We start from the raw sequence: 22,195 nt of genomic DNA, 5'->3' as shown, positions 1-22,195 counted from the left end.
ATCACTCATGCTTGAGCTCCTTCGCCAGCTGTGTCATGGTCCAACTCCCATTTCTTCAGCAGGTCCAGGGGGATCGCGTCGGCCACCTCGTAGAAGCGCTTGCCTACCATCCGCTCGGCCTGCTTGAGCAGCACGGCCACGGGGCTGCTCGGCTCATGCGTTTCGAACCACTCGCGCGCCGAGCGGATGCGGCCCAGGATGTCGGCGCGCGTCGCGGCGCCTTGGCCGGACCGCGACCAGGTCCCCGGATCGGTCGACGCCGAGGCATCCGCGCGCCAGCCTCCCTCGCGCGGCGCCGCCTGGACATCCGCCGGCGCGTTCTCCAATGTGGCGGCGTTCGCCGTCTCCGGTGTGACGAACACGTCCAGCAATCGAACCAGCGCCTGCAGCGAGGGCGCGTCCTCGCCCAGATGGGCCTTGGTCCAGGCATCGATCTCGCGCGCATGCCGCGCGGCTTGCGCGAGCAGCTTCACGGGCGCCTGCGCATCCCGCCCGGCGGCCGCATGCAGCGCCAGCAACTGCAGGCTCACCGACTCCGGGCTCTGCGCATCGGCGGGCCGCGGCACGGCAAAGGCCCGCTCGACGTCGCGCACCGTCAGGCGCAAGGCGGTGCTGGAGGCGACCACGATCTCGCGCACGTCGCTCATCAATCCCTCGGGATCGACCAGCGCGGCCAGCGCGTTGGCGCGCACCTCGGGATCGGCCTGGCCCTCGATCACGAGCTGCGGATGGATGGCGTCGGGCCAGGTGCGCAATGCCGCTTCCAGCATGGAAAGCACCTGTGCAAGCCCCGCGGCCTGGCTCTGGCGCGCGCGTGCGCGGCAGAGCCACACGAACAGGCCGATGTCCTTGGTCCGCAGCAGCAGGCGACGGCAGTCGCGCTCGATCTCGGCCCAATTGGGCGCATCGGACGTGCCGACGAACTTGCCGTATTGCGCTTCGCCGCGCGGCGTCATGCGCGACAGGAGCACCGCGTATTCGGCGTCGTATTCCAGGCTGGCGCCACAGGGCTGGGTGCTGCTGATCGGCCGCAGCCAGTCGGGGACCGCGGCCGCTGGCGGGTTCGAGGGGTTGGAAGCGTGAATCATGGATCTGGAATGGAATGAAGTGAACTCACTGGATGCTGGCGGGGCCACGGCAGGTACGCAGGCCGATGTATTCCTCCGGCTCGAACACCATGCCGACCGCGTAGTCGGGGCCGCCCGCGGCCGGCCGGCCATGCTCGACGCCCAGCCCCGCGCCGTCCGAGCCGCCCAGCCAGGTCGACCAGCCGAGCTTCTCCTTGTCTTCGAGGCGGGCCGGCGGCGCGCTGTCGTTGCGCACACGCAGCTCGACCTCCCAGACGAACTCGAAGCCGATGAAGCCGCGCACCCACTCGACCAGCATCGGCAGGTCCTTGCCTTGCGGCGTAAAGCGAAGGTACTGGTCGAGACTCAAGGGCCCTATCACCAACCGGAACTTGTTCTGGCGATCGGCCACCACCTCGCCGGCGATGGCGCCAAGCCCCATCACGCTCGAGGTGCGCGGCACGCCCAGGTGGGTCTGGTCCTCGGCATCGATGCGGATCCAGTGCATCACGAATTCCTGCAGTTGCACCGGCACCGCGAAGAAGCGCGCCAGCGTGGCGGCCAGGCCGTCGGGGTTGCGCGCTTCGCGGCTCAGGTGGGTGGAGGCGGCCATCCGCGCATGGGCGGGCAGCACCGAGTCCCGGATCTCGAGCGGATCGTGGCCGGTCAGCCGCGCGATGTAGCGGCTGAAGGTCTCGTCGTCGGCACGGTCGAGCCCGGCCGCCGCCTGGCTTTGCGCCCAGGCCCGGTGCATGTGCGTGAGAAAGCGGTGATGGAAGATGTCGAGGAAGTCGGCCAGCGTGCTGTCGCGGTGGTTCTCGGTGCGGTCGCGCACGAGTTCGGTGTAGTGCAGCGGCAGCGGCCCGTTGGGCCCCAGCAGCCCGAGCCCGTACAGCCGCACCATCGGCAGCGCCGGGTTGTTGCCGGTGCGCGCCGGCGCACTGCCAGTCCCGGGCGTTGGCACGCTCGCGCCCGGCAGCGCCACCTCGGCGATCTCGCGCGGCGCGAAGCTCAGCGCCGCGGTCTGGCCGAGCCTGAAGCGCTCCTGCTGCGGGCGGCTGGCCCGCCCGATGGGTGGCAGCTCGGAATGCAGCGCGCCGAAGCGGCGCATCAGCACCGTGAAGCCGAACTTCCAAGGCGCCTGGCGCAGGCGCTCCAGCGTGGTCTGCAGGGCCAGGTCGTTTTTCGCGTGGGTCTCGACCGTTTTTCTCATGCCACCCCTCGCCCGCCCATGCGCACCGGCCAGCGCGCGACCGTGCCGCGCTGCATCGACTCGAGCACCGTCTGGGTGAACACGTTGATGCTGACGTGGCGCGCGAGATAGTGCTCGAGCACCAGCCCGAACAGATAGGGGCTGGTGCCCGAGAAGCCCTGCTCGTCCACGCTCAGGATGCAGCGCACGCCGCGGCCGTAGATCAGCGGACCGGCGCCCGGCAGGCGCCGCGTGACGGGCTCGATGCGCGACCCCACCAGGCTTTCGATCTGGCGGCGCTGCACGTCGTTGTCGATCGAGACGAACAGCCGCAGCATGTCGCGCAGCGCCTGCGCGCCTTCGCGGTGCGGCAGGTCGGCCAGCGGCAGGTGGTTGAAGCCGAGCTGGCGGATCAACCGCCAGGCGATCTCGCGCTGCGCGAACGGCGACTTGGGCGTGCTCGGCGGCCGGATCAGCCCCACGCCGGCCACCGGGATCGACTCGGCCACCGCCAGGTCGGTCTTGCCGTTGCGAGGCACCAGGCACGGCAGGTCGCGGTTGGTCAGCAGCGCCTTGACCGAGAGATAACGGATGGTGTCGGCATAGGGGGCCTCGTTCTGGTCGACCAGCGAGACGAACACCTCGGTGCCGACGTAGGGCGTGCGCGTGCCGTACTTGCGCGAGGTGTCGGACGCCAGGCGCGGCTCGCGGCGCACCGAGAAGTAGCGGCCATAGTTGCCCTCGTCCTCGTTGAGGGTCTGGTAGAGCGGCCGGAAGTCCATCGCGGCCGTGGTCTGCGCCTGCTGGCCCGCGATGCCCTTGACCGCGTAGACCTCGAAGTCGAGCGGGCGCGAGCGGTCGGGCACCAGGTGGAATTCCGGCTCCGCGGTGTTGAGTTCGATGCGGTCGGTGCGGCGCTCGAACAGATTGACCACCGGCGTGCAGAAGAGCGCGAACTGGCCGGCGTCGACGAGCCCGGCCAGCGCGCCTGGCGGCCGGGTCAGCAGGATCAGCAGCTCGGCCTCCCTGCCCGCCACGCGCGAGAGGCCCGGGGCCAGTTGCGTCAGCGTGAAGAAGTAGAAGCGCTCCGGGCAGGCAAAGTACTCGTGCAGCAGGTTGTGGCCGTGGAAGGTGTTCCATTCCAACGGCAGCAGGCCCTGCCCCGGATCGAGTCCCTCGTGCACCAGCGCACCCTCGGTCACGACGTGCGGCCGCTGCATCAACTGGCCCGGCACGCCGGTGAAGGTGGCGACCGCCGAGGTGTGCAGCAGTTCGAACAGGTGCGAAGCCACCTGCTCGTTGCCCTGCAGGTAGACCGGCAGGCGGTCGAGGCCCTTCAACGCATCGAAAGTGAGTTCGCCGACCGTGCGCAGGCGCAGGCGCAGGGCGCCCGTCACCTGCACGTGGGGCGGTACGTAGCGCTCGAGCGCGGGGATGTCGGGCGGGGCGCCCGTGAGGCGGGCATCGACGATCTCGATCGGCCACAGCATCACGTCCTGGCTGGAGCGGAATTCGCAAGGCGTTTCCTCGCCCGGCGGCACCCGGGCGTGGAAAGCGGTGTCGCGCGGCACCGCGAAGCCGCGCGTGAAATCGCCCTCCGTCACGCTCGGGTTCAGCTGCGCCACCGCCATCGACGGCGTCGGGCTCAGGTAGTTGGGGTACAGCACCTCCAGCAGCCGTTGCGTGAAGCGCGGGAACTCGGCATCGAGCTTGATCTGCATGCGCGCCGAGAGAAAGCTGAACGATTCGATCAGCCGCTCCACGTACGGGTCGTCGACCTCCACGCCGTGCATGCCCAGCCGCCGGGCGATCTTCGGATGCGAAGCCGCGAACTCCGCGGCCGCGTCGCGCATGTAGACGAGCTCTTTGTTGTAGTAGTCGAGAAGGTCGGGGTCCATGGGGTTCCAGCAGGGCCGCGGTTCAGCCCGAGGCGCGCGACGAGGCGCGCAACGGCAGGGTGACGCTCATGCGGTTGGTTTCGAGGTCCACCGAGCTCTGCACGGTGAGCTCCAGCGGGTAGGGCTTGAGATTGATCATGGCGCGGATCTCGAACAGGAGGACGTTGTAGGACTCGCTCGCGCCCTCCTTCATCAGTGGCGAGACCTTGATGCTGCCGGGCAGCAGGCGCGGCTCGTAGTCGGTGATGGCGCGCCGGATGATCACTTCGATATCGGCCCACTTGCGCTCGGAGATGTAGCTGCCGGCCAGCGGCGGCACGCCGAAGTTGACGGTCGAGGCCGCGGCCTCGGGGTGACGCGTGCGGTCGATCAGGTCTTCGGCGTTGCTGGTGTTGAGCAGGAAGGCCAGGTCGCGCTGGACGATGTCGCGCATCTGGGCAGGCGTGACTGTGTAGTCGGACGGCCGCTCGCCGGCGCGGCCGGGCGCGTCGTCGCGCAGGCGATCGAAGAGCGTCGGCAGCAGCTGCGCGTGCGCGCGCACCGCGCGCTCCTCGGGCGGGCGCGGAGAGCGAATGCCCGGATGGACCGGGTGCGTGCGGTGCGCGCCGCCGGCGCGAGGCAACGGGTCCGCGAATTCGGTGTCGGGGGCTTCAGCCTGCGGCATCGCCCTGCCCTCCCACGGCACCGAACTCGCAATGGCGCAGATCGAGCAAGGCCATGTCGCCGGCATCGGTGCTCCACATCTTCTGGCCGCGCGCCAGCACGCCGGTGCGGCCGACATCGGACCAGACCGTCTCGCGCGCCATCAGCAGCGCATCGCGATCGCCGGCATGGACCGGGTAGCGCATCGGCAGGTAGGCCCTGAGCGGCGTGCCGTCGCGCAGCACCAGGTCGGCCTGGGACCAGAGCAGGTCGAGCAGGCGCGCCGGGCCGGCCTTGGTGACGGACCTCAGATCGTCGAAAGGCAACCAGCGGTAGGCGCCGGCCAGGACCACCTCGCACACCGGCCCCAGGCGCGAGTCGGAATCCGAGATCCAGGCGAACGAGGGTTGCAGGTTGCTCGCACCCGGCACGTCGGGTGCCTGTGCCAGCGCCGCCTCGCGGACCCGGTCGCCGCCCTCGGTGGCCGCAGGGTCGCCGCCGATTGCCAGCTTCAAGGCCTCGGCCAGACCCACCACCCAAGCGGGCACCTTGCGCTCGCTGGCGATCAGCGTTGCGGGCTCGGCGCGACCCACCAGGACTTCCAGGCGCTGATGCTCGGCCCGGATCAGCCCGCGCATCACATGCGCCGTGCTCTCGTTGTCACGCGCGAGGGTCGCCCATGTCTGCAATTGCTTGAGGGCACGCTCCCACTGCCCGAGCAGGCACAGCAGTTCGAACAGGAACCAGCGGGCGTGCGAGGCCTGCGGCCTGGCGCGCACCTCGGCTTCGGCGCGAGACAGGGATTCGGACAGGGGGTGGGCCTGGGACCAGTCGCGGAAAGACTGGGAGGTGCCCGGCGCGGCGCGCGAAGAACTGGATGGATTCATGGAATGTGGTGGGCTCAGAAGTCATTCAAAGTGATGGCCTGTCGAGGTCGTCAAGACCCGCGGATTCGTCCAGCGCGACGACCTGGGTCGATGCGCTCACCCGGGGTTCCCGCTGTTCCTCGAACGCCTTGCCGGCAGCTCGCGCGTCGAGCGTCGGCATGTGGCTGTCCGGCGACAGCGCATGATGCTCACGCCGTGTCAGGCTCGGGATGGCGGGCTGGCTGCCGTGCATCAGTTCCGGTGCGAAAAGCTGCAACACCTCCTGGGGCGCCTCGCCATCGAGAGAGATCGGCCGGCCCAGCGGATCGAAGCTGTCGAGCACCTTGTCGATGCCCGCGCGCGACTGCACGATGTCGCCCAGCATGGGGTACTTCTCCCCGTCCCGGCTCAGTTCCTCCATGCTGGGTGCGGTCGGGCCTTCGGGCGCAGCTGCGCCCTGCCAATCGCCCCCCCCGGTGAGACGGGTCGGATCGCGCACCACGCGAGCGAACTCCGCGTGCAGGCCGTCGAACAAGTCGGGCACCGTCAGCTGCAGCGCGGTGGGGTCCGCGGCCGACGACGCCAGCGCCTGACCATCCGCTGCGACACGCCCAAGGCGCGTGATGTCCAAAGGTGTTGCGGCAGGCCGTGGCGGCAGCTCACCCAGCAACTCGGCCAGGGGATCGGCCACAGGCCGTGGTATCGCCCCGGCGATGTCGAGAACGCCGAAGGGATCGTTGAAAGCTTGTGCCGGCTGCGAGTTGCCGGACAGCGCGAGGTCGCGCAGATCGAAGGCTTCTTCCGCGGCACTTGCGGCCTCTTCTGTTTGAAGGGGTGATGGGGCGCTGTTCATGGCTCGATGCTCCAAAGGTCTGTCAACCGGTTCGCCGCGTGGACGAATCCGCCATAGGCGTCCCGCAGCCAGAACGCACAGTCCGCCTCGCCGTGGTGCAGGCGGGCGGGCCAGTCGGCCCACGGCAGGTCGCGGGCGCCGCTCAGGCATTGCACAAGGTCGTCGGGCGATGCGGGGCCGGCCGTGCGATCGAGCAGCGCCATCGCGCGCAGGCACTCCGACTCGGTGAGTTCGCGGCGCGGACGGCGCGCGCCCAGCTCGCGCCAGCCCGGCGCGTGCAACGGCCACAACGTCTGCACCGAGCGCTCGAGGGCCCGCAATTCAGCCGCTCCGCGCTCCCCGGTGTGGCGCCCGACCGCCAGCGCCAGCCAGAACAGCCAGTCGCGCGGCTGCAGGGCCTGGGCTTCGAAATGCCCGCGAACCCAGGCCGGATGCGCCCGTTGGTACACGAGCAGTGCATGGCGGCGCCCCGCCCGGTCTGCCGAAGGCGTGACCACGCCGAGCACGAAGTGCGTCGGCGCAAAGGCCAGGGTGCCCGGAGGCAGCACGAAGGCAGCCGGCAGCGCACGGCGCAGGTCGAGCGCCGCCATGTCGGCGTGCCGGGCCAGCCAGGGTTGCCAGCCTTCGATCTCGCCGTGCCGCACGCCGCTGCGCACGAAGTCCGCATGGCCGCGCAGCTTGCCCCAGATGGCAGGCGGCGAAACGAGGGTGCTCGCGATCAGGTTTTGCAACATGGCGCCGGCTCAGGCAAAGCGGCCCGGGCAGCGAAAGCCCTTGAGCACATCGCTGTTGAGCGGATTCGGCTGGCTGCCCGAATGGATGTCGAGCAGCGCCTTGCGGCCATCGAACTGGAACTCGACGCTCATGCGTCCGGGCGTGGCGGTGCTGACGATGCGGCCTTTTTCGAGCAATCGGAACAAGGCCCAGGGCCCATGGGCCTGCACCGTCGACGTCGCCCCCGAGATGCGCGGATTGGCGGTCAGCTCGGCCGTCGAACCACCGCGCGGTCCGGGCCAGTTCACGGCAAAGGATTGCACCGGGCCATGCACATAGCGCAGGCCCTGGCCGTCGATGTCGATGATGAGATCGGTGACGCTGGGCTCCAGCTCCATCACCTTCAGCTCCATCTTCCACGCGAACTTCTTGCCCGCCGCGTCGCGGAAGAACAGCTCGCGGATCTGGCGCGCACGGTAGAAGGCATCCAGGTTCGGGCCGCTCTGTGCCAGCAGTTTCAGCAACTCTCCGAGCAGCGTCGGCCCCGTGGTCGCGGGCTGCGGCGCGGTGCCGTTGGCCACGCCTTCCGCGCCGACCATCGCATTCGCCATGTCGGGATGCTTGTAGCGCCACGGGCGCACGCTGGTGTCGACGAAAGGCGCCAGGTACTTGGTGAAGAATTCGTCCGCCGCGCCGCCGGCGGCGAACACTTGCGAGAAGTCCTCGATCGAGGCGTCCTCCGCCACGGCCGCGAGCGGATAGCGGCCCTCGACGCCGCGCCGGCAGGGCTCGCTGACCTGCATCGCCATCAGGCCCATGATGCGGTCGAGCTGCACCTGCGCCTGCTGGCGCAGGATGCCGGCCGAGCCCTCGGCCACCTTGCCGCCGCCGCTGTCTGCCAAGGCCGTCAACACCTCCCGAAAAGGCGCCGGCAACTTGCCGGCCTCCAGCTTCAGTCGGGCGCCCACCTCGGCGCCGCCAGGCGGCAGGCTGCCGGCCGTGAGCGCCGTGTCGGCCACCACCAGCGTGGTGTAGAACTCGTTGATCAGGCCCGAGATGGCTTCGAGCCCGGGCTTGGCGCTGCTGGCGCCGACGCCGGAGCTCAGCGCGATGTCGGGCTGCCCCGTGACCACTTCGCGCAGGGCGGCGAAGCGGTTGTCGACGATCTCGCGCTCCAGCCGCTCTTCGGCGCGGATGCCGAAGTTCTTGCCGATCTCGCGCGTCTTCTTGTCGAGCTCGTCAGCCGCCTTGTCGAGAAAGCTCCTCTCCTGCTGCGCCTGCACCACGAGCGGACGCGAGAGCGTGGTCTCGCGCGCCGCTGCGCGCGCCAGCCGCGACAGCGGCGAATCGGGCGCGGCCAGCTGGCGCAGCACGCTGAGATCGAAACCCAGGCTGGTGCCGGTGACCTCGCTGCCGCCGACGGTGCGGATCGAATCGAGAAAATTCTCCCATTCGCTCGCGTACTCGTTCAGGTACTGGCGGCGCACGTCCTCCAGCAAGGCGCTGTGGCGCAGCCGGTCTGCCGCTTCGTCCGCCGCGCCCTTCTTCAGGCTGTCCAATGCGAAGGCCGCATGGCCCTGCCCCATGACCCAGGCATCGTCGCCCAGCGCGCGCGCCACGAATTCAGGCAGCCGCTTGCTGAAGAGCTCGTGGTAGCCGTCGTAGGTGAACATGCCGGGCACGCCCTTCTCGAGCGGCTGTCCATCCACGCGCGAGAACACGGTGCCCGCCTGCGGCCCCACGGCGCGCACCAGCGTGAACTCTTCGGGCGCCTGCTGCCGCATGGCCGCCTTGGCGCGCTCGTAGACGCGTTGCGTCGAGGTGTTGCTGTTCAGGAAGCTCTGCACCTGGCGCACCAGCGCCTCGTTCGGCAGCGAAGCCGACTGCACCGGGCGCTGCCCCGAGAACAGGGCCTGCACATGGCCCACCATCGAGGCGCGGCCACCGAAGACCGCCGCGCTCTCGGTGGTCTCCCAATCCTTGAGCACCCAGTCGCGCACGTCGCGCGCGCCGCCGCTCATGAAGCGCTCCTTGTCGTGCAGCAGCTTGTAGACGCGCAGGGTTTCGTAGGCGCTCTTCGCGTCCTGGTCGCGCACGCTCTGCGCCAGCACGGCCTCCATGCGCTGCAGGATGGCCGGCACCAGCATGTGGTCCTGCAACTGGGCATAGGTCTCGGACGAAGCCTCCAGCACCGGCGGCACGCTGTACAGGCCGTAGAGATGGCTGAGCGGCGGGTTGTCGACGTCCAGGCCCGGATGGCCCGGCAGCTCGCGCGCGCCGTTGAGCACGTCGGGCACGCCGGTGGGCTTGAAGCTGGCATACAGGGCGCGCACCTGGCCCATCAGCGCCTGGGCCCGTTGGCCCACGACCGCCAGGTAGTCCTTGTTGTGGCCGAAGCTCAAGGTCAGCGCACCGGCCAGCCACAGGAAGACCACCACCGCCAGCGCATGGCCTAGCAGGCGCAGCAGGCGGAAGCGGAACTCCCAGCGCAGGTTGGGGCGCACGAGATGCGCCTCGGGGATGATGACCTTGGTGAGCAGGTCTTGCAGGAAGAAGCCCTGCTTGCCGCGATCGGCGTCGGTGACGATCGGCTCCGGGCCCGCGGCGACGCCGACGATCGGCACGCTCGCGGCCGCCTTTGCAGGCTGCGTCTCGGTGGACGATGCCTCGGCGTCTGGCGATGCGCCGCCCTGCTTGGCCCTTTCGGTCGAATCGGCTGCCGGCGGCGTTGCCATTGCCGCTTCCGTCACCGGCGCCTCCTTGTCCTTGCGCGGCGAGGCGCGGCCCGCGGGCTCCAGGCTTTGCCACAGGCGCTGCATCAGCGTGCTCTTGTCCGCGAAGACGGGTTCCAGGGCCTGCGCGCCGCTCGTGAAGTACACGCCGCGCAGCGTGTTGTGCAGTTGGGTGGTGTCGTAGCGCGAATCCAGGAAGATCTCGTCGATCGCCTCGACCAGGGGTTGGATCAGGCCCTGCAACTCCTGCGGCAGGCCCAGCAGCCGATGGCGGCGCTCGATGTCGTATTCCTCGTTCAGCCGGGGCCGCAGTCCTTCATGGAGGCGGCCCACGAGAAGACCGAACTCGGCATCGAGCTTCGTGCGCAGGGCGTCGCGTCGGGCGGCGAAGTCGGCCGCCGAGTTCTGCGGCCTGCCCTTGAGCCCCTCATAGGGCAGCGTGAAGCCCCAGGTCTGGGCCCGGCCTTCGCTGGTGAGCGACTGGAAGTACTCCGAGAAGCCGCTCAGCAGGTCGGTCTTGGTGACGACCACGTACACCGGAAAGCGGATGCCCAGCTCCTGGCGCAGTTCGGCCAGCCGGTCGCGCACCATGCCGGCGTGTTGCCGGCGTTCGACGTCGGACCTGCGCAGCAGCTCGGCCGTGTTCAGCGCCACGATCGCGCCGTTGATCGGCGCGCGCGTGCGGTGCTTGCGCAGCAGGCCCAGGAAACCGCGCCACTCGATGGTGTTGGCGGCATCGCTGTCCTGCGTGGTGTAGCGGCCGGCGGTGTCGATCAGCACCGCCTCGTTGCTGAGCCACCAGTCGCAGTTCAGGGTGCCGGCGCCGGATGCGAAAGCCGCGCTGCCCGAGGGCCCGCTCATCTTGCGCGCCAACGGAAACTGCAGGCCCGAGTTCAGCAGCGCGGTGGTCTTTCCGGCGTCGGGGCTGCCGACGATCATGTACCAGGGCAGGTCGTACAGGTAGCGCTTGCCTTCGACGATGCGACGCAGTCCACCGGTGCCCCGCAGGTTCCTGAGCTGCGCGAGCGCTCCCTGGACCACGCTGGTGACGCTCTTGAGCTGCTCCTTGGTGTCCTGCCGGAGCTTCTCTTTCTCGGACTTGGCGGTGAAGAACTTGGCGATCGCCCCCGGGTCCGCCTTGACGGCCTGCCACAGCTTGTAGAGCCAGTAGACCGCGCAGAGCCCCACGATCACGCCGATCACGGTCGCGCGCACCCACACGGGCTGGAGCGGGCGTGCCGCGCCCAGCGAGAGCAGCGGCCCGGCATGCCAGGTGAGCAGGCACAGGGCCGCCACGCCCGCGAGGCTGACCGGCGCGGAAGCCAGCCACAGGATCGCGAAGGCCAGCAGCAGCACCAGCAGGCTGACGCGCACGCCGACCCCTGCCAGCGGCCGCAGGCCGTCCACCGCGATCAGCGGGCCGACGAACCAGATCGCCAGCCCCAGCACCGCCAGAGCGATGAAGGCCAGCATGGCGCGGGAGAAAAAGAAAGCGAGAAAGGATCTGAGAAATTGCATGAGAACTTGTCCTGGATGGCTCAGCCGACCGTCTGGTCGACGGAGCCGATCAGCACCGAGCCGCAGGCCGTGCGGTGCCCTTCGAGCGCCACCGGCCGGCCACCGATGTCATGGCCCGGCTCGCCTTCGACGATCTTGTTGACGCCGTGCAGCGGGCAGTCCACTTCGTCGCCCAGCCGGGCGACGGGCCGGTCCTGCACCGTGAGGCCGGCGGCGCCGGAGATCACCTTGCCGCCATGGGTGGTGCGGTCGCCGACCACGATCACTCTTCGACTCATGGCTTCGCTCCAGAGTCGCTGCCGAGCGGCGCGCGGCCGCTCGTCGGCGCAGGCGCATCGCCCTGCGTCACCACGATGTCCACGCGCCGGTTGCGCGCACGCCCCGGCGCCGTGGCGTTGTCGGCCATCGGCTGGGTGTCGCCCCTGCCCTCCACCACCAGGCGGTCGAGGGCCACGCCGCGGCTCTTGAGCACCTCCGCCACGGCGGCGGCGCGCTGCTCGCTGAGCGCCTGGTTGTCGGGGAACTGGCGGGTCTTGATCGGCCGGTTGTCCGAGTGCCCCGTGATGCGCACGGTGCCCGAGACCTCGTTGATCTCGTTGGCCACCTTGGCGATCGTGGGCAGCAGCCTGGCGTTGACCCGCGCCTGGCCCGGCACGAACATGTCGTCGCCCTTGAAGCTGACCGCGCTGTGCGCGTCGTCTTCCTCCACGCTCACGCTGCCGCGCGCGATCTCGGGCGCCAGCAGTTCCTTCAGCCGCAGCGACCTGTGCGCGGGCGCCGGTGGCGGGGGTGGCGGACGCAGCGCGCCGATGGCGCGGATGCTGGCCTCGACCTCGGTGCTGCTGTGCACGAGCTGGTACTTGTACCAGGCGTACTGCCCCAGCAGCCCCAGCGACAGCAGCGACACCGTGACCCACACCGGCACCGTGCGCAGCAGCCGGAACTTGCCCGCGCCCACGCCCTTCCAGTGCGGAGACAGCGCGCGCGGTACGTCGCCGCGTGCGCGCATGACGATGTCGTAGAGACGATGGCGGATGGTTTCGAGCTGGCGCGGGCCGTTGGTGGGCGAGTGGTAGCGGCCCTCGAAGCCCAGGGCCAGAATGAAGAACAACAGGTCGAGAAGATCGATGTGCTCCTGCGGCGAGGCCGCCAGCCGGCCGATGAGGAGGAAGACCTTTTCGCCGCCCTTGTGGTCGTCGTGGAATTTCTGCGCCAGTTGCTGTTTGGCCCACACGCCGGTGCTGCCGCCCACGCCGCCGCCCCAGGCGGTGCGGTTGGCGGCTTCGTCGATGGCGGTACACAGCGCATAGCTGGCCGCCACCACGTGCTCGTTCCGGATCTGGGCATTGCTGCACACCATCTGGAAGGTGGTGACTTCGCGCACCAGCAGACGGTGCAGCACCTCGACCCGGTCGGCTGAGAGTTCCTTGGGCATGTCGCAGAGCGCGCGCAGCAAGGGCTGCGCGGCTTCGAGCAAAGGGTTCTGGGCGGCCTTGACGGCGGCGAGGCGGGCGTCATGGGGAGGTTCGGGCGCCAAGGGAATGGTCTCATCGCCGGCGCTCTGGGTTTCCCCGCCCCACCGGGTACCTTGCCCGTCCGCGGAGGTTGGCGAGGTGCCTGTGTGGGCGCTGTCGGGCGCGGTAGCGGGTTCAGTCATGGGAGCAGAAAAACTTGGAGAGAGAAATGAAAGGGGATTGGGAAAGGCAACGCACCGGTTGGGCAGCGAATGCGTGAATGGCGAGGCGCTAGCGCTTGCGCACCGAGGCCAGCATCTCGTCCCACAGCTTCAGCACCTGCTCGTCGGACAGGCTGGCGTCGCTTTCCGGGTGCACGATCGCGTGGTCTTGCTGCAGGTAGTACGCCTCGCCCTCAGTCTCCGGTGGCTTCTGCCCCGCAGCGACCGGAACCTGGTACATGCTGCCCGTCTTCAGGGTGATGCCGAAATACGGCCGGTCGAGCGTGCGCGGCTGATCGTCGCGCCGCTCAATGTTGAAGACATGCTGAATCGGGGAGCGGTTCGTCTTGGTGAGCGACTCCTCGGCAGCGTCTCCGCCCAACTGCAACTTTCGCTCGCGCAGGGTCGCGATCTGGGTCCGAAACGGCGCGTGCGCAGCAAAGGCCTTCTTCGTTCGCTCCAGAACGCCTTGACTCGGCTGCCCGGTGACGGCGTGGTAGTCGACATCCACGCTCACGTCGCCCATGTCCTTGGCCGTGAAATAGAAGGAAGCCCTCTCATCGTCCTGCCCCACATCGAACAGCACCCCCTGCATACAGAAGCCCGGCTTTGCCCGCTCCGCGTTCTCGTAGGGCAGGAGCTTGGAGGCGATCAGCTTCAGGCGGGTCTCGGCGGCGGTCGGATCGGCGTTCTTGTAAGTAATGTCGTTGTCATCGTTGCTGTGCGACTTTTGCTCCAACGTTACGTAGCGAGGTCCCACCAGCACATGCACCTCGGTCTTGATCGAGCCTGCGGATACCTCGTCAGGCAAACGCCGCAACAACGCGGAGACCGTGCTGAGTTGCTCGCCGTGCAGCAGCATTGACCCTTTGGTCTTGTCGTTCCTCGCGCCGCTCAATTCAAAGCGCCGCTTGTTCACTTCATTCCAGAACTCTTCATTCGTATAGCGCTCCGGTTTGACGGTCGCATAGACCCGCTGGAAGTGCCTGTCCAGCCCGTAGTACAGCTCGATGTTTCCCCACCCCCCGGTGCGCAGCTCGAAGTTCGAAGGCAGCGTGATCAGATAGCGGCCGATGCAGTGGGTGGTGCGTTGGGTCGGGATGGTGGTCATGGTCTTGGGGGTATAGCCAGGGGCGTAGATGAAGGGGAGCCAGCCGCGCAGCGCCGCGGCGGCGACGAGCATGAGCAGCAACGCCAATGCAACCAACGCCCAACGGCGGTAGCGTGAACGAGACTGTCCGGTGGCAGAGAGGTTTGTCATGGTTCAGCTCTTCGCCTTGATTGCCGCGCCCTGCGGCACCTTGGCCTCCAGCGCGATCTTGCTGATGGCGTAGAGCGCGATCTGCCGCGCGAAGGGGCTGTCTTCCTTGTAGGCCGGCTCGTGCTCCAGGCCTCTCACGCGGAAGACCTGGCGCACCTTGGCGCAGTCCACGGGGCTGCGGCCGGACTGCGCGGGCACGGTGCCATCGCCCGTGCCGTCCGCCGTGTCGGCCTGCAATTCCCACTGGGTTGTTTCAGTTTCGAATGTCTGGCCGTTTCTTCCCGTGTTGATGGTTTGCTTCGTCCTCACGTACTCGGGGTTCTCACCGTCCATCGTCACTTGCTGCGGCGTCATGCCGTAGACCTCGTCGGGCGTCGGTCCTTCGCCCAAGGCCTTCCTGCTGCGCTTCATCCGCCACACGACGCGCTCGAAGCTTTGGGTCTTGCGCTTGTTGTCGGCTCCGTAGAAGGCGTAGGTGTTCGGGTGGTAGGTTTCGGGGGTGACCAGCTTGTGAAAGTCTTCTGCTTGCTTCAGAAACTCCAAGTAGTCAGCCCATTCGATTGGAACCCCATCCTTCGGCGCAAGCCACTCCTTCTTGACGAGTGCCCACCAACGGTCGCTCCGCCTGTAGATCTCGGCGTAAGGATCGGCCTCCGGCAGCAGCTTCGGCGCCATCTCGCGCTCGGGGCCACGAACTTCCAGCCAACTCTGCATGTGGGTCCTGCCCGGAGCCGGCGACAGCTTGTAGCGCTGGGTCGGCAACAGCTCCAGCGTGCCGGGGGCTTGCGCGAAAACAGCTGTCACTTCCTGGCCGGTGCTGCCGATGACCTGGCCCAGGCCCCAGCCTTCCTCGGCCAGACCCAGCTTGCAGCGGCGGTAGGCGATTGGCGCGCCGTCCACGGGCATCACACCATGCACGATGCCTGCGATGGCGGCCTCCATGCCGTCCAGCTGCTGGCACGCGCGCGCCACCAGCCCGCCCATGCTGTGGGTGACCAGGATGACCTGTTCGCAGCTCGCGCTGTCGGTGTTGTTCTCGGCGATCACCTGCCGGATGCGCTGCTGAAGCCGCTTGGCGCCCTTGGCGTTGTCGTCCAGCCAGTTGTAGCCGCAGGCATAGACCGGAAAGGCCCAGTGGCGCAGATTGGCGATGTCCTCGGGATCGCTGAGTGCCGGGCCCTTCTCGGCCCGCCACCGCTGGTCGACGGGCTTCCTGGCCTTCAGTTCCTCCATCAGCACGTTGATCTTGGCCGCCACGTCGGTGTGGGCAGGCTGGTCCGATCGGTAGCCGTTCAGCGACTTCTCCAGGAAGATCAGGAAGTCCTGATAGCTGCCCTTGCCGACCTCGCCCCAGCCGCGGCGCTGGTAGTAGTGCTTCAGTTCCTTCTTGCTCGTCGGCACCACGCTGCCGACTGTGTGGGAGGGGACTTCCCCCCGGGGGTCGACCTCGGTGCGGTCGGGATGCAGAAGCTCCTGGCGCTTGCCCGCGTTTTGCCGCCATTTGTCCCAGAACAGTTCAGGCAAGGAGTCGAGGTTCCAGACCTTCAGTTGCTTGCTGTCCGTGGTGCGCAAGTTGCTGCCCATGACCCCCGGCACGAAGACAATCGGCAGCACGTTCACGGTGCAAACGCGAACCTCGACCAGATCGGTCCGCTCCTTGCGCGTGAGGTTGTGACAGTAGCGCGACGTGCCGTCGGGTTGCGGCATCGGCAGCAGGACGCGCGGTTCAGTGGAAGTGCTTGTGTCTGTCATGGATCGATGAATGGGCTGGCGCCGGAGAAGACCCGGCAGTCCGGGCAGCACGCTGAATGGGCCGCCCTTGCGTTGTGATGTCTGTTGTCGGTCTCAGCGATGCCTAGCGCGTTCGCACCGAGGCCAGCATCTCGTCCCACAGCTTGAGCACCTGCTCGTCGGACAGGCTGGCGTCGCCTTCCGGGTGCACGATCGCGTGGCTTTGCGATGAGTAGTACGCCTCGCCGTCAGTCTCCGGAGGCTTCCGGCCCGCGGCGACCGGGACCAGATACCGCATGCCCGTCTTCAGCGTGATGCCGAAGTAGGGTCGGTCCAGCGTGCGCGGTTGGTCATCGCGCCGCTCGATGTTGAAGTGGTGCTGAATCGGGGAACGGTTCGTCTTGGTGAGCGACTCCTCGGCAGCGTCTCCGCCCAACTGCAACGTTCGCTCGCGCAGGGTCGCGATCTGGGTCCGAAACGGCGCGTGCGCTGCATAGGCCTTCTTCGTTCGCTCCAGAACGCCTTGACTCGGTTGCCCGGTGACGGCGTGGTAGTCGACGTCCACGCTCACGTCGCCCATGTCCTTGGCCGTGAAATAGAACGAAGCCCTCTCGTCGTCCTGCCCCACATCGAACAGCACCCCCTGCATGCAGAAGCCCGGCTTCGCCCGCTCCGCGTTCTCGTAGGGCAGGAGCTTGGAGGCGATCAGCTTCAGGCGGGTCTCGGTGGGAACGGGATCCACGTTCTTGTAGTCCATGCGCCGGCGCAGGGTCTCGGCGGTGTAGTCGTAGGACTCCTGCTCCAGCGTCACGTAGCGCGGCCCCACCAGCACGTGCACTTCGGTCTTGATTGACATGCCATAGTGCGTGTCTCCCAAGCGTCTCAACAACGCCGATGATGTATTGAGCTGTTCGCCGTGCAACAGCATCGATGTCTTGGTTGCAGCATTCTTGGAATCGGCCAGTTCGAAGCGCCGCTTGTTCACTTCGTTCCAGAACTCTTCATTCGTATAGCGCCCGGGCTTGACGGTCGCATAGACGCGCTGGAAGTTCCTGTCCAGCCCGTAGTACAGCTCGATATTCCCCCAGCCCCCAGTGCGCAACTCGAAGTTCGAAGGCAGCGTGATCAGATAGCGGCCGATGCAGTGGGTGGTGCGTTGGGTCGTGACGGTGGTCATGGTCTTGGGGGTGTAGTCGGCAGCAAGGGGGAGCGGCGCGCAGCCGCTCAGCGAGGCGGCCGCGGCAAGCACGAGTGAGCGCAGGTTCATGGTTGACAAGGGGTTAGCGCTGGCGACCCAGCAGTTCGAGCGACACGCTGTCGGGGCCAACGCCCTTCTGCAGCGGAACCTTGGCGTCGGCGCCGGTGACGCCTTCGACCACGCCGCCGTCCATGTACGTCAGGCGGTACTTCATCCCGGGCACCGGCTTGCCGGCCTGGTCCTTCACGACAAAGCCATCGTCGAACCCCGTCTCCGGGAAGCTCGGCAGGTCGATCGACAAGGCGCTCGGGCCCTGGAGGCTCATGCCGGCCGACTTGACGAGGAACCGGCCCTTCATGCCGAAGACCGCCTGTCCTCCGCCGATCCGCAGGTAGGTGCCGTCCTCCACCACGAGCAAGATGCTCTTCTTGCCGCGCACGACGATGCCTTCATCGGTGGAAGTGATGGTGACGTCCTCCTGCCCCGTGATCTCGACGCTGTTGTGCTGCGCCTGCTGGATGACCTTGCCCTTGTTGGCAATGTGACGGACATCGCCCGCGACGGCGAACTGCTCGATGTCCCGGCCGGCGCTTTGCAGGATCGAGCGGCCCGCATAGTGCTGCTGGTTGCGACCGGCAACGGTGTCGATGTTCTCCCCCGCGTACTGCGTGTGGTCCCGGGGCGTGGCGCTCGCGATGCCGGCGGCACCGCTGATCGCCAGCACCGGTTGTCCGCCCGCCGCATCGCCCGTGGCATCAGCTTCGTCGCCGCTGCCGTGGCCGAGCGCATCGACGGCTTCGCTCAGTTCCTGCTGCGGCGCGGTCTCGCGCGCCGGCCCTTGGCAGTCTTCGGCTGCCTTGCCCAGGTCTTCGGCCAAGGCGAGCGCCTGTCGCAGGCAACTGACCAGTTCATCCCGGCTCAGGATGCCGCCGACCGCGCCGGACCGGCCGTCGGTGGTGAGCATCAAGCCTCTGGCGGCGCGCAGGGCGCCCTGGCCGTCGGTTCGCAGTTCGAAGCCCTCGCCTCGCGGGTCCTTGCGTCCGGCGTTGTCTTCGATGCGCGTGATGTGGCCCAGGCCGAGTTGACTGTGCTGGTGGTCGCTTTTGAGTTGCGCCTGGATCTTCTCGGCCGTGTCGTCCAGCACCAGATGGTTGCTGCGCCCGGCCGCGCTGTTGCCGCCGTCCTTTTCCAGTTCCCTCGAACGCAGGCCGGAGAGCGCGCTCTGCCCCGGCAGCGCCCACGGCGGCAGGTTGTTCTGGTTGTGCAGCCGCCCCGTGACGACCGGCAGGTCCGGGTCGCCGTCGAGGAAGCTGACGATGACTTCCTGGCCGATGCGCGGCACGTGAACACCGCCCAACTGGTTGCCCGCCCATTCGCTGGAGACCCGAACCCAGCAGGTCGAATGCTGGTTCTTCTCGCCGAGTCGGTCCCAGGGGAACTGCACCTTGATGCGGCCGTACTGGTCGGTCCAGAGGTTCTGGCCCTCGGGGCCGACGACCAAGGCCGACTGCGGCCCGCGCACGTAGGGCTTGGGCTGGGTCAACGCCGGGCGCAGCGGCTCGGTGACGGGATGCGCGGTGAAGTCCACCTCGACCTTCCACTGCTGCTTGCGCCCGGGCGCGGCGTCCTTGATCTGGCTGTCCTGGGCCACGTCCTCGATCAGGAAAGTGGTGTCGAGGATGAGGTACTCGGCATTGGCCTTCTGGCGCGGGTGCTTCGCCAGCTTGAAGGTGCAGCCGGGCACCATGCCGCGCAGGTTGCCGCTGGCCCTGGCCCTGGCGCCGTGGGTGCGCAGGGCCTGCATGCGCAGCAGCGCCAGCTGGCGGCCTTCGTCCTGCGGGTCGTTGGCCTCGGCGCTGCCGGCTCTGGGCTGGGCGTAGTGGCTGCCGCCCCGGCCGGCGTGCCACTGGTAGACCTCGCCGTCGGCCTGGCCGGTGGGACGCGGGTCGCTGCGCGATTGGGTGAGGTCGGCACGCGGGCGGGTGTAGTCGTAGTCCCGGGTGGTGTAGCGCCCGCTGGTGAGCTGGTGCTCGGGCACGAAGCTGTGGAGGTATTCGGCATCGATCTTCCAGCCGGGTGCGTGGTACTCGACCTGCCGATAAGCCTCGCTGTCGTTTTCGCGGTAGGCGGCCATGGCGTCGCTGAGCACCAGCCGGTGCTTGCCCTCGCTGTGCTCGAAGTGGTAGCTGATGCCCCATTCCTGGCACAGGCGGATGAAGAACTCGAGGTCGCTCTCGTTGTGCTGGGTCTGGTAGTCGCGCGGGGGGTAGGTGTCGAACAGGCGCTTGTCGACCGAAAAGGGGTAGGCGCCGAGCAGTTCATCGAGGATGTCGACGACGGTCTTGTTCTGGAAGATTTTGCAATCGGTGTTTTGGTCCAGCAGATGCAGCCAGGGGCGCAGCGTGAGCTTGTACTGGAGGTGCCGCCCCTCCTCGCCCCAGAAGGCGGCGACCGCGATCACGGCGTTGATCTGGCGGGTGCCGGCGCCCATGCGATCGACGCTGGCGCCGACCGCGCCGGGAATGAACTCGCCCGAGCCGTCGAGCTCGATGCTGCAGCTGATCTCGCGCCCGATGAAGTCGTCGAGATCGAAGTCGGCCGCGCCGCTGGCGCCGAGGTTCAAGGCATCGGGCGTCTTGAGCAGAAGCTCGTATTCGAAGAGGCTGTTGAGACCCTCGCGGCCCGACAGGCGCACGGGCTCCAGCGCCGGGCGGCCCAGGACGACCGGGATCGCCGGGGATTCGATGGACAGGGTGTGGTTGCTCGACATGATGGGTCTCCTCTACGTGATGGCGCCGCGGTGCCGCCGGTCTACTTTTCTCGCACGCCCCACAGCTCCATGCGCAGGCCCGGGATCTCGCCGGCGATGTGCAGCGCGAGACCGCCGTGCTTGAGCAGGTGTTCCCACAAAGGCCCGCGCGAATCGATCTGGAAATAGACGAAGCCGGCGTTGAACGGGATCTGCCGCGGCGGCACCGGCAACGCCTGCAGCGGGATCCCGGGCAGGTGCGAGCGGATGAGCTCAGGCAGGCGGTCGCTGGGGCCGACCTTGCAGCGCGCGGGAAACTGGCTGGCAAGCACATCGGGCGGCGCATGGGCCGCGACGGCAAACACCAGGCTCGCGAAGCCTTGCAGCTCGCCGGGGTCGACGCTTGCCACGCGCACGCCATTGGGGCGATCCGCCAGCGGGATGCTTTGCGCGCTGCGCACCAGCACGTCGTTGAGCAGCGCCTGAACGTCGCCCACCAGGCCCTTGAAGGAGAGGTGCGGGTCCATGTGCTGGTAGGCCGGATGCTCTTTGGGCCGGCGCGTGCTGGCCCTGACGAAGGTGGCGAGTTCGCCGCTCAGGGTGCGCAGCGCGATGTAGAGCGCCTCGGGCGAGGTCTCGCGCACCCGCAGCCAATGCGCCAGCATCGGCTCGTAGCGATTGAGGATCTGCAGCAGCAAGAAGTCCGACACCTCGGCCGCCTCGCTGGACTTGCCGTCGCTGCCGCTGAGCCGCGCCGCCAGCGATTCGGCACGCAGGCGGCACAGGCCATGCAGGTTGGTGATCCAGTCGGCCAGCAGCGAACTCGCGCCATAGCCGGCGACAGGCGGGATCAGCTGCGCATCGAGCGTGATGCTGCCGTCCGAGCGCAAGGTGGTCACGCGGGTCAGCGGCAGGCCGATCCAGGCGTCGGTCATCTCGCGCTGCGGCAACAGGCGAAGGCGCAGGCGCGACAGCTGCACGGTCTTCGGGCCCTGCCCGACGGAGTTGGCATCGCGAAGCTCGGTGTCGAACACCGAGAAGCGCGCGAGCGACGCGCTCGACACCGCGGCATCGTCGAAGGTGGTTTCCTCGCCGTTGGGCGTGCGAATCGGCACCGCGAGGTAGATGAGTTGCTCCAGATGCTCAGGCAGGATCGTGAGCGGCGCGGGCGGCAGCGTCTGGCCGGGCGTGTCGAAGGGCGTCCCATCGGAAAAGATGCCGCTCGCACTCGCCAGCACCACCTTGCCCAGCGCCAGCGATTCGACATCGATGGCATAGCGACCGAAGCCCCAATAGAACGGGCTCAGCGCGGCGGCGCGTTTGTGCGCCAGGTGTTCCAGGTAGCGCTCTTGCTGCTGGAACAGCTGCGGCCGCAGAAAAAGGCCTTCGCTCCAGGCGACCTTGTTGTACCAACTCATGGTGTCGTTGCTTCCGCTCGCAGGCAGTGGGGATCAATCAATGGAGGGGCGTGAGCCGAACGCCCTGGGCCTGGAGCTCGATCTGCAGCCTGACCTTCTGGGCCGGCAGCACGGTCCGGTACCAGGCGGCCTCGGGCGCGGGTTCGACCTTCTGCACCGCGCGCCAGTCGGCGTGGGCCAGGTCGCGGTAGCCCGCCAGCACGCCGATGGCGGCCAGGTCGGGATGCGATTTGCGGCGGATGGTCTTGACGTCGCCGGGCCGCATGATGAATTCCTCGCGCACCAGCAGGTCGCTGCCGATCAGCGCCTTGTCGTGCTGCTGGAGCGAGAAGAAGTCGGCCGACTCGAAGCCGGCTTCGGAGCGCAGTTCGTAGATGCGCACCAGGATCGGCGCCGCCCTGCCCTTGTCGTCCGGGTTCAGGTCACTGGCCGCCGTGAGCCTGATGTCGAGCTTGGTCTGCTCCCGCGGATACGAGAACGGGGTCGAGAACGAGGACGGTGCAGCGAAGGATGGTACCGAGGGCAAGGATGGAGGCTCGACGGACACCGAGATCTGCGCCTGCGCCGTCAGGGCAATCGCCGCCAGCGCGCAGGCGATCGCGATGCGCCAGGGATCTGACAAGTGGAGGGCCATGCTGAACTTGGTGAGGATCGGAAAAAGAAAAGGAGCCCGCCCGGCCG

Annotated in this window: 16 protein-coding genes; all 16 read right to left on the bottom strand. The window is 68.0% G+C overall.

The annotated features are described in order from the left end of the window. Nucleotides 1–5: 5 nt before the first annotated feature. A complete protein-coding gene (locus AC1DYK_RS08350; protein ID WP_478165840.1) occupies nucleotides 6–1,088 on the bottom strand; it encodes a type VI secretion system protein TssA in 1,083 nt (360 codons plus the stop codon). Between the two features lie 25 nt (nucleotides 1,089–1,113). Then, entirely contained in the window at nucleotides 1,114–2,280 is a 1,167-nt protein-coding gene (gene tssG / locus AC1DYK_RS08345) for a type VI secretion system baseplate subunit TssG (protein WP_478165839.1), read from the bottom strand. Continuing rightward, nucleotides 2,277–4,157, bottom strand: a complete 1,881-nt coding sequence (gene tssF, locus AC1DYK_RS08340; protein WP_478165838.1) for a type VI secretion system baseplate subunit TssF — start codon at nucleotides 4,155–4,157, stop codon at nucleotides 2,277–2,279. The genes tssG and tssF overlap by 4 nt, the downstream gene beginning before the upstream one ends. Nucleotides 4,158–4,179: 22 nt before the next feature. Next, on the bottom strand, nucleotides 4,180–4,731 hold the full coding sequence (gene tssE, locus AC1DYK_RS08335; protein ID WP_478165931.1) for a type VI secretion system baseplate subunit TssE: 552 nt from the start codon (nucleotides 4,729–4,731) through the stop codon (nucleotides 4,180–4,182). A 76-nt stretch (nucleotides 4,732–4,807) separates the two neighbouring features. Beyond that, nucleotides 4,808–5,686, bottom strand: a complete 879-nt coding sequence (locus AC1DYK_RS08330) for a type VI secretion system accessory protein TagJ (RefSeq protein WP_478165837.1) — start codon at nucleotides 5,684–5,686, stop codon at nucleotides 4,808–4,810. A gap of 25 nt (nucleotides 5,687–5,711) precedes the next feature. Further along, on the bottom strand, nucleotides 5,712–6,518 hold the full coding sequence (locus AC1DYK_RS08325; RefSeq protein WP_478165836.1) for a TagK domain-containing protein: 807 nt from the start codon (nucleotides 6,516–6,518) through the stop codon (nucleotides 5,712–5,714). Next, nucleotides 6,515–7,252, bottom strand: a complete 738-nt coding sequence (locus AC1DYK_RS08320; RefSeq protein ID WP_478165835.1) for a TagF domain-containing protein — start codon at nucleotides 7,250–7,252, stop codon at nucleotides 6,515–6,517. The genes AC1DYK_RS08325 and AC1DYK_RS08320 overlap by 4 nt, the downstream gene beginning before the upstream one ends. A gap of 9 nt (nucleotides 7,253–7,261) precedes the next feature. After that, the gene (tssM, locus tag AC1DYK_RS08315) at nucleotides 7,262–11,482 is read right to left on the bottom strand and encodes a type VI secretion system membrane subunit TssM (RefSeq protein ID WP_478165834.1); all 4,221 of its coding nucleotides are present in this window, start codon (nucleotides 11,480–11,482) and stop codon (nucleotides 7,262–7,264) included. A 20-nt stretch (nucleotides 11,483–11,502) separates the two neighbouring features. Next, nucleotides 11,503–11,760, bottom strand: coding sequence for a PAAR domain-containing protein (locus AC1DYK_RS08310; RefSeq protein ID WP_478165833.1), 258 nt, complete (start codon nucleotides 11,758–11,760; stop codon nucleotides 11,503–11,505). After that, nucleotides 11,757–13,019, bottom strand: coding sequence for a type VI secretion system protein TssL, long form (gene tssL / locus AC1DYK_RS08305; protein ID WP_478165832.1), 1,263 nt, complete (start codon nucleotides 13,017–13,019; stop codon nucleotides 11,757–11,759). The genes AC1DYK_RS08310 and tssL overlap by 4 nt, the downstream gene beginning before the upstream one ends. Before the next feature lie 208 nt (nucleotides 13,020–13,227). Further along, the gene (locus tag AC1DYK_RS08300; protein ID WP_478165831.1) at nucleotides 13,228–14,418 is read right to left on the bottom strand and encodes a T6SS immunity protein Tli4 family protein; all 1,191 of its coding nucleotides are present in this window, start codon (nucleotides 14,416–14,418) and stop codon (nucleotides 13,228–13,230) included. A 3-nt stretch (nucleotides 14,419–14,421) separates the two neighbouring features. Further along, a complete protein-coding gene (locus AC1DYK_RS08295) occupies nucleotides 14,422–16,170 on the bottom strand; it encodes an esterase/lipase family protein (RefSeq protein WP_478165830.1) in 1,749 nt (582 codons plus the stop codon). 103 nt (nucleotides 16,171–16,273) lie between these two features. Continuing rightward, on the bottom strand, nucleotides 16,274–17,398 hold the full coding sequence (locus tag AC1DYK_RS08290) for a T6SS immunity protein Tli4 family protein (protein ID WP_478165829.1): 1,125 nt from the start codon (nucleotides 17,396–17,398) through the stop codon (nucleotides 16,274–16,276). Nucleotides 17,399–17,429: 31 nt separating this feature from the next. Further along, nucleotides 17,430–20,117 (bottom strand): type VI secretion system Vgr family protein, encoded by a 2,688-nt coding sequence (locus AC1DYK_RS08285; RefSeq protein WP_478165828.1) that lies wholly within the window; start codon nucleotides 20,115–20,117, stop codon nucleotides 17,430–17,432. Nucleotides 20,118–20,158: 41 nt separating this feature from the next. Continuing rightward, on the bottom strand, nucleotides 20,159–21,514 hold the full coding sequence (gene tssK, locus AC1DYK_RS08280; protein ID WP_478165827.1) for a type VI secretion system baseplate subunit TssK: 1,356 nt from the start codon (nucleotides 21,512–21,514) through the stop codon (nucleotides 20,159–20,161). 37 nt (nucleotides 21,515–21,551) lie between these two features. Then, the gene (tssJ, locus tag AC1DYK_RS08275; RefSeq protein ID WP_478165826.1) at nucleotides 21,552–22,148 is read right to left on the bottom strand and encodes a type VI secretion system lipoprotein TssJ; all 597 of its coding nucleotides are present in this window, start codon (nucleotides 22,146–22,148) and stop codon (nucleotides 21,552–21,554) included. Nucleotides 22,149–22,195 lie beyond the last annotated feature (47 nt).

The sequence above is a fragment of the Variovorax sp. P2_H12 genome (assembly GCF_056403395.1).
This window is presented reverse-complemented; position numbering and strand designations above follow the sequence as displayed.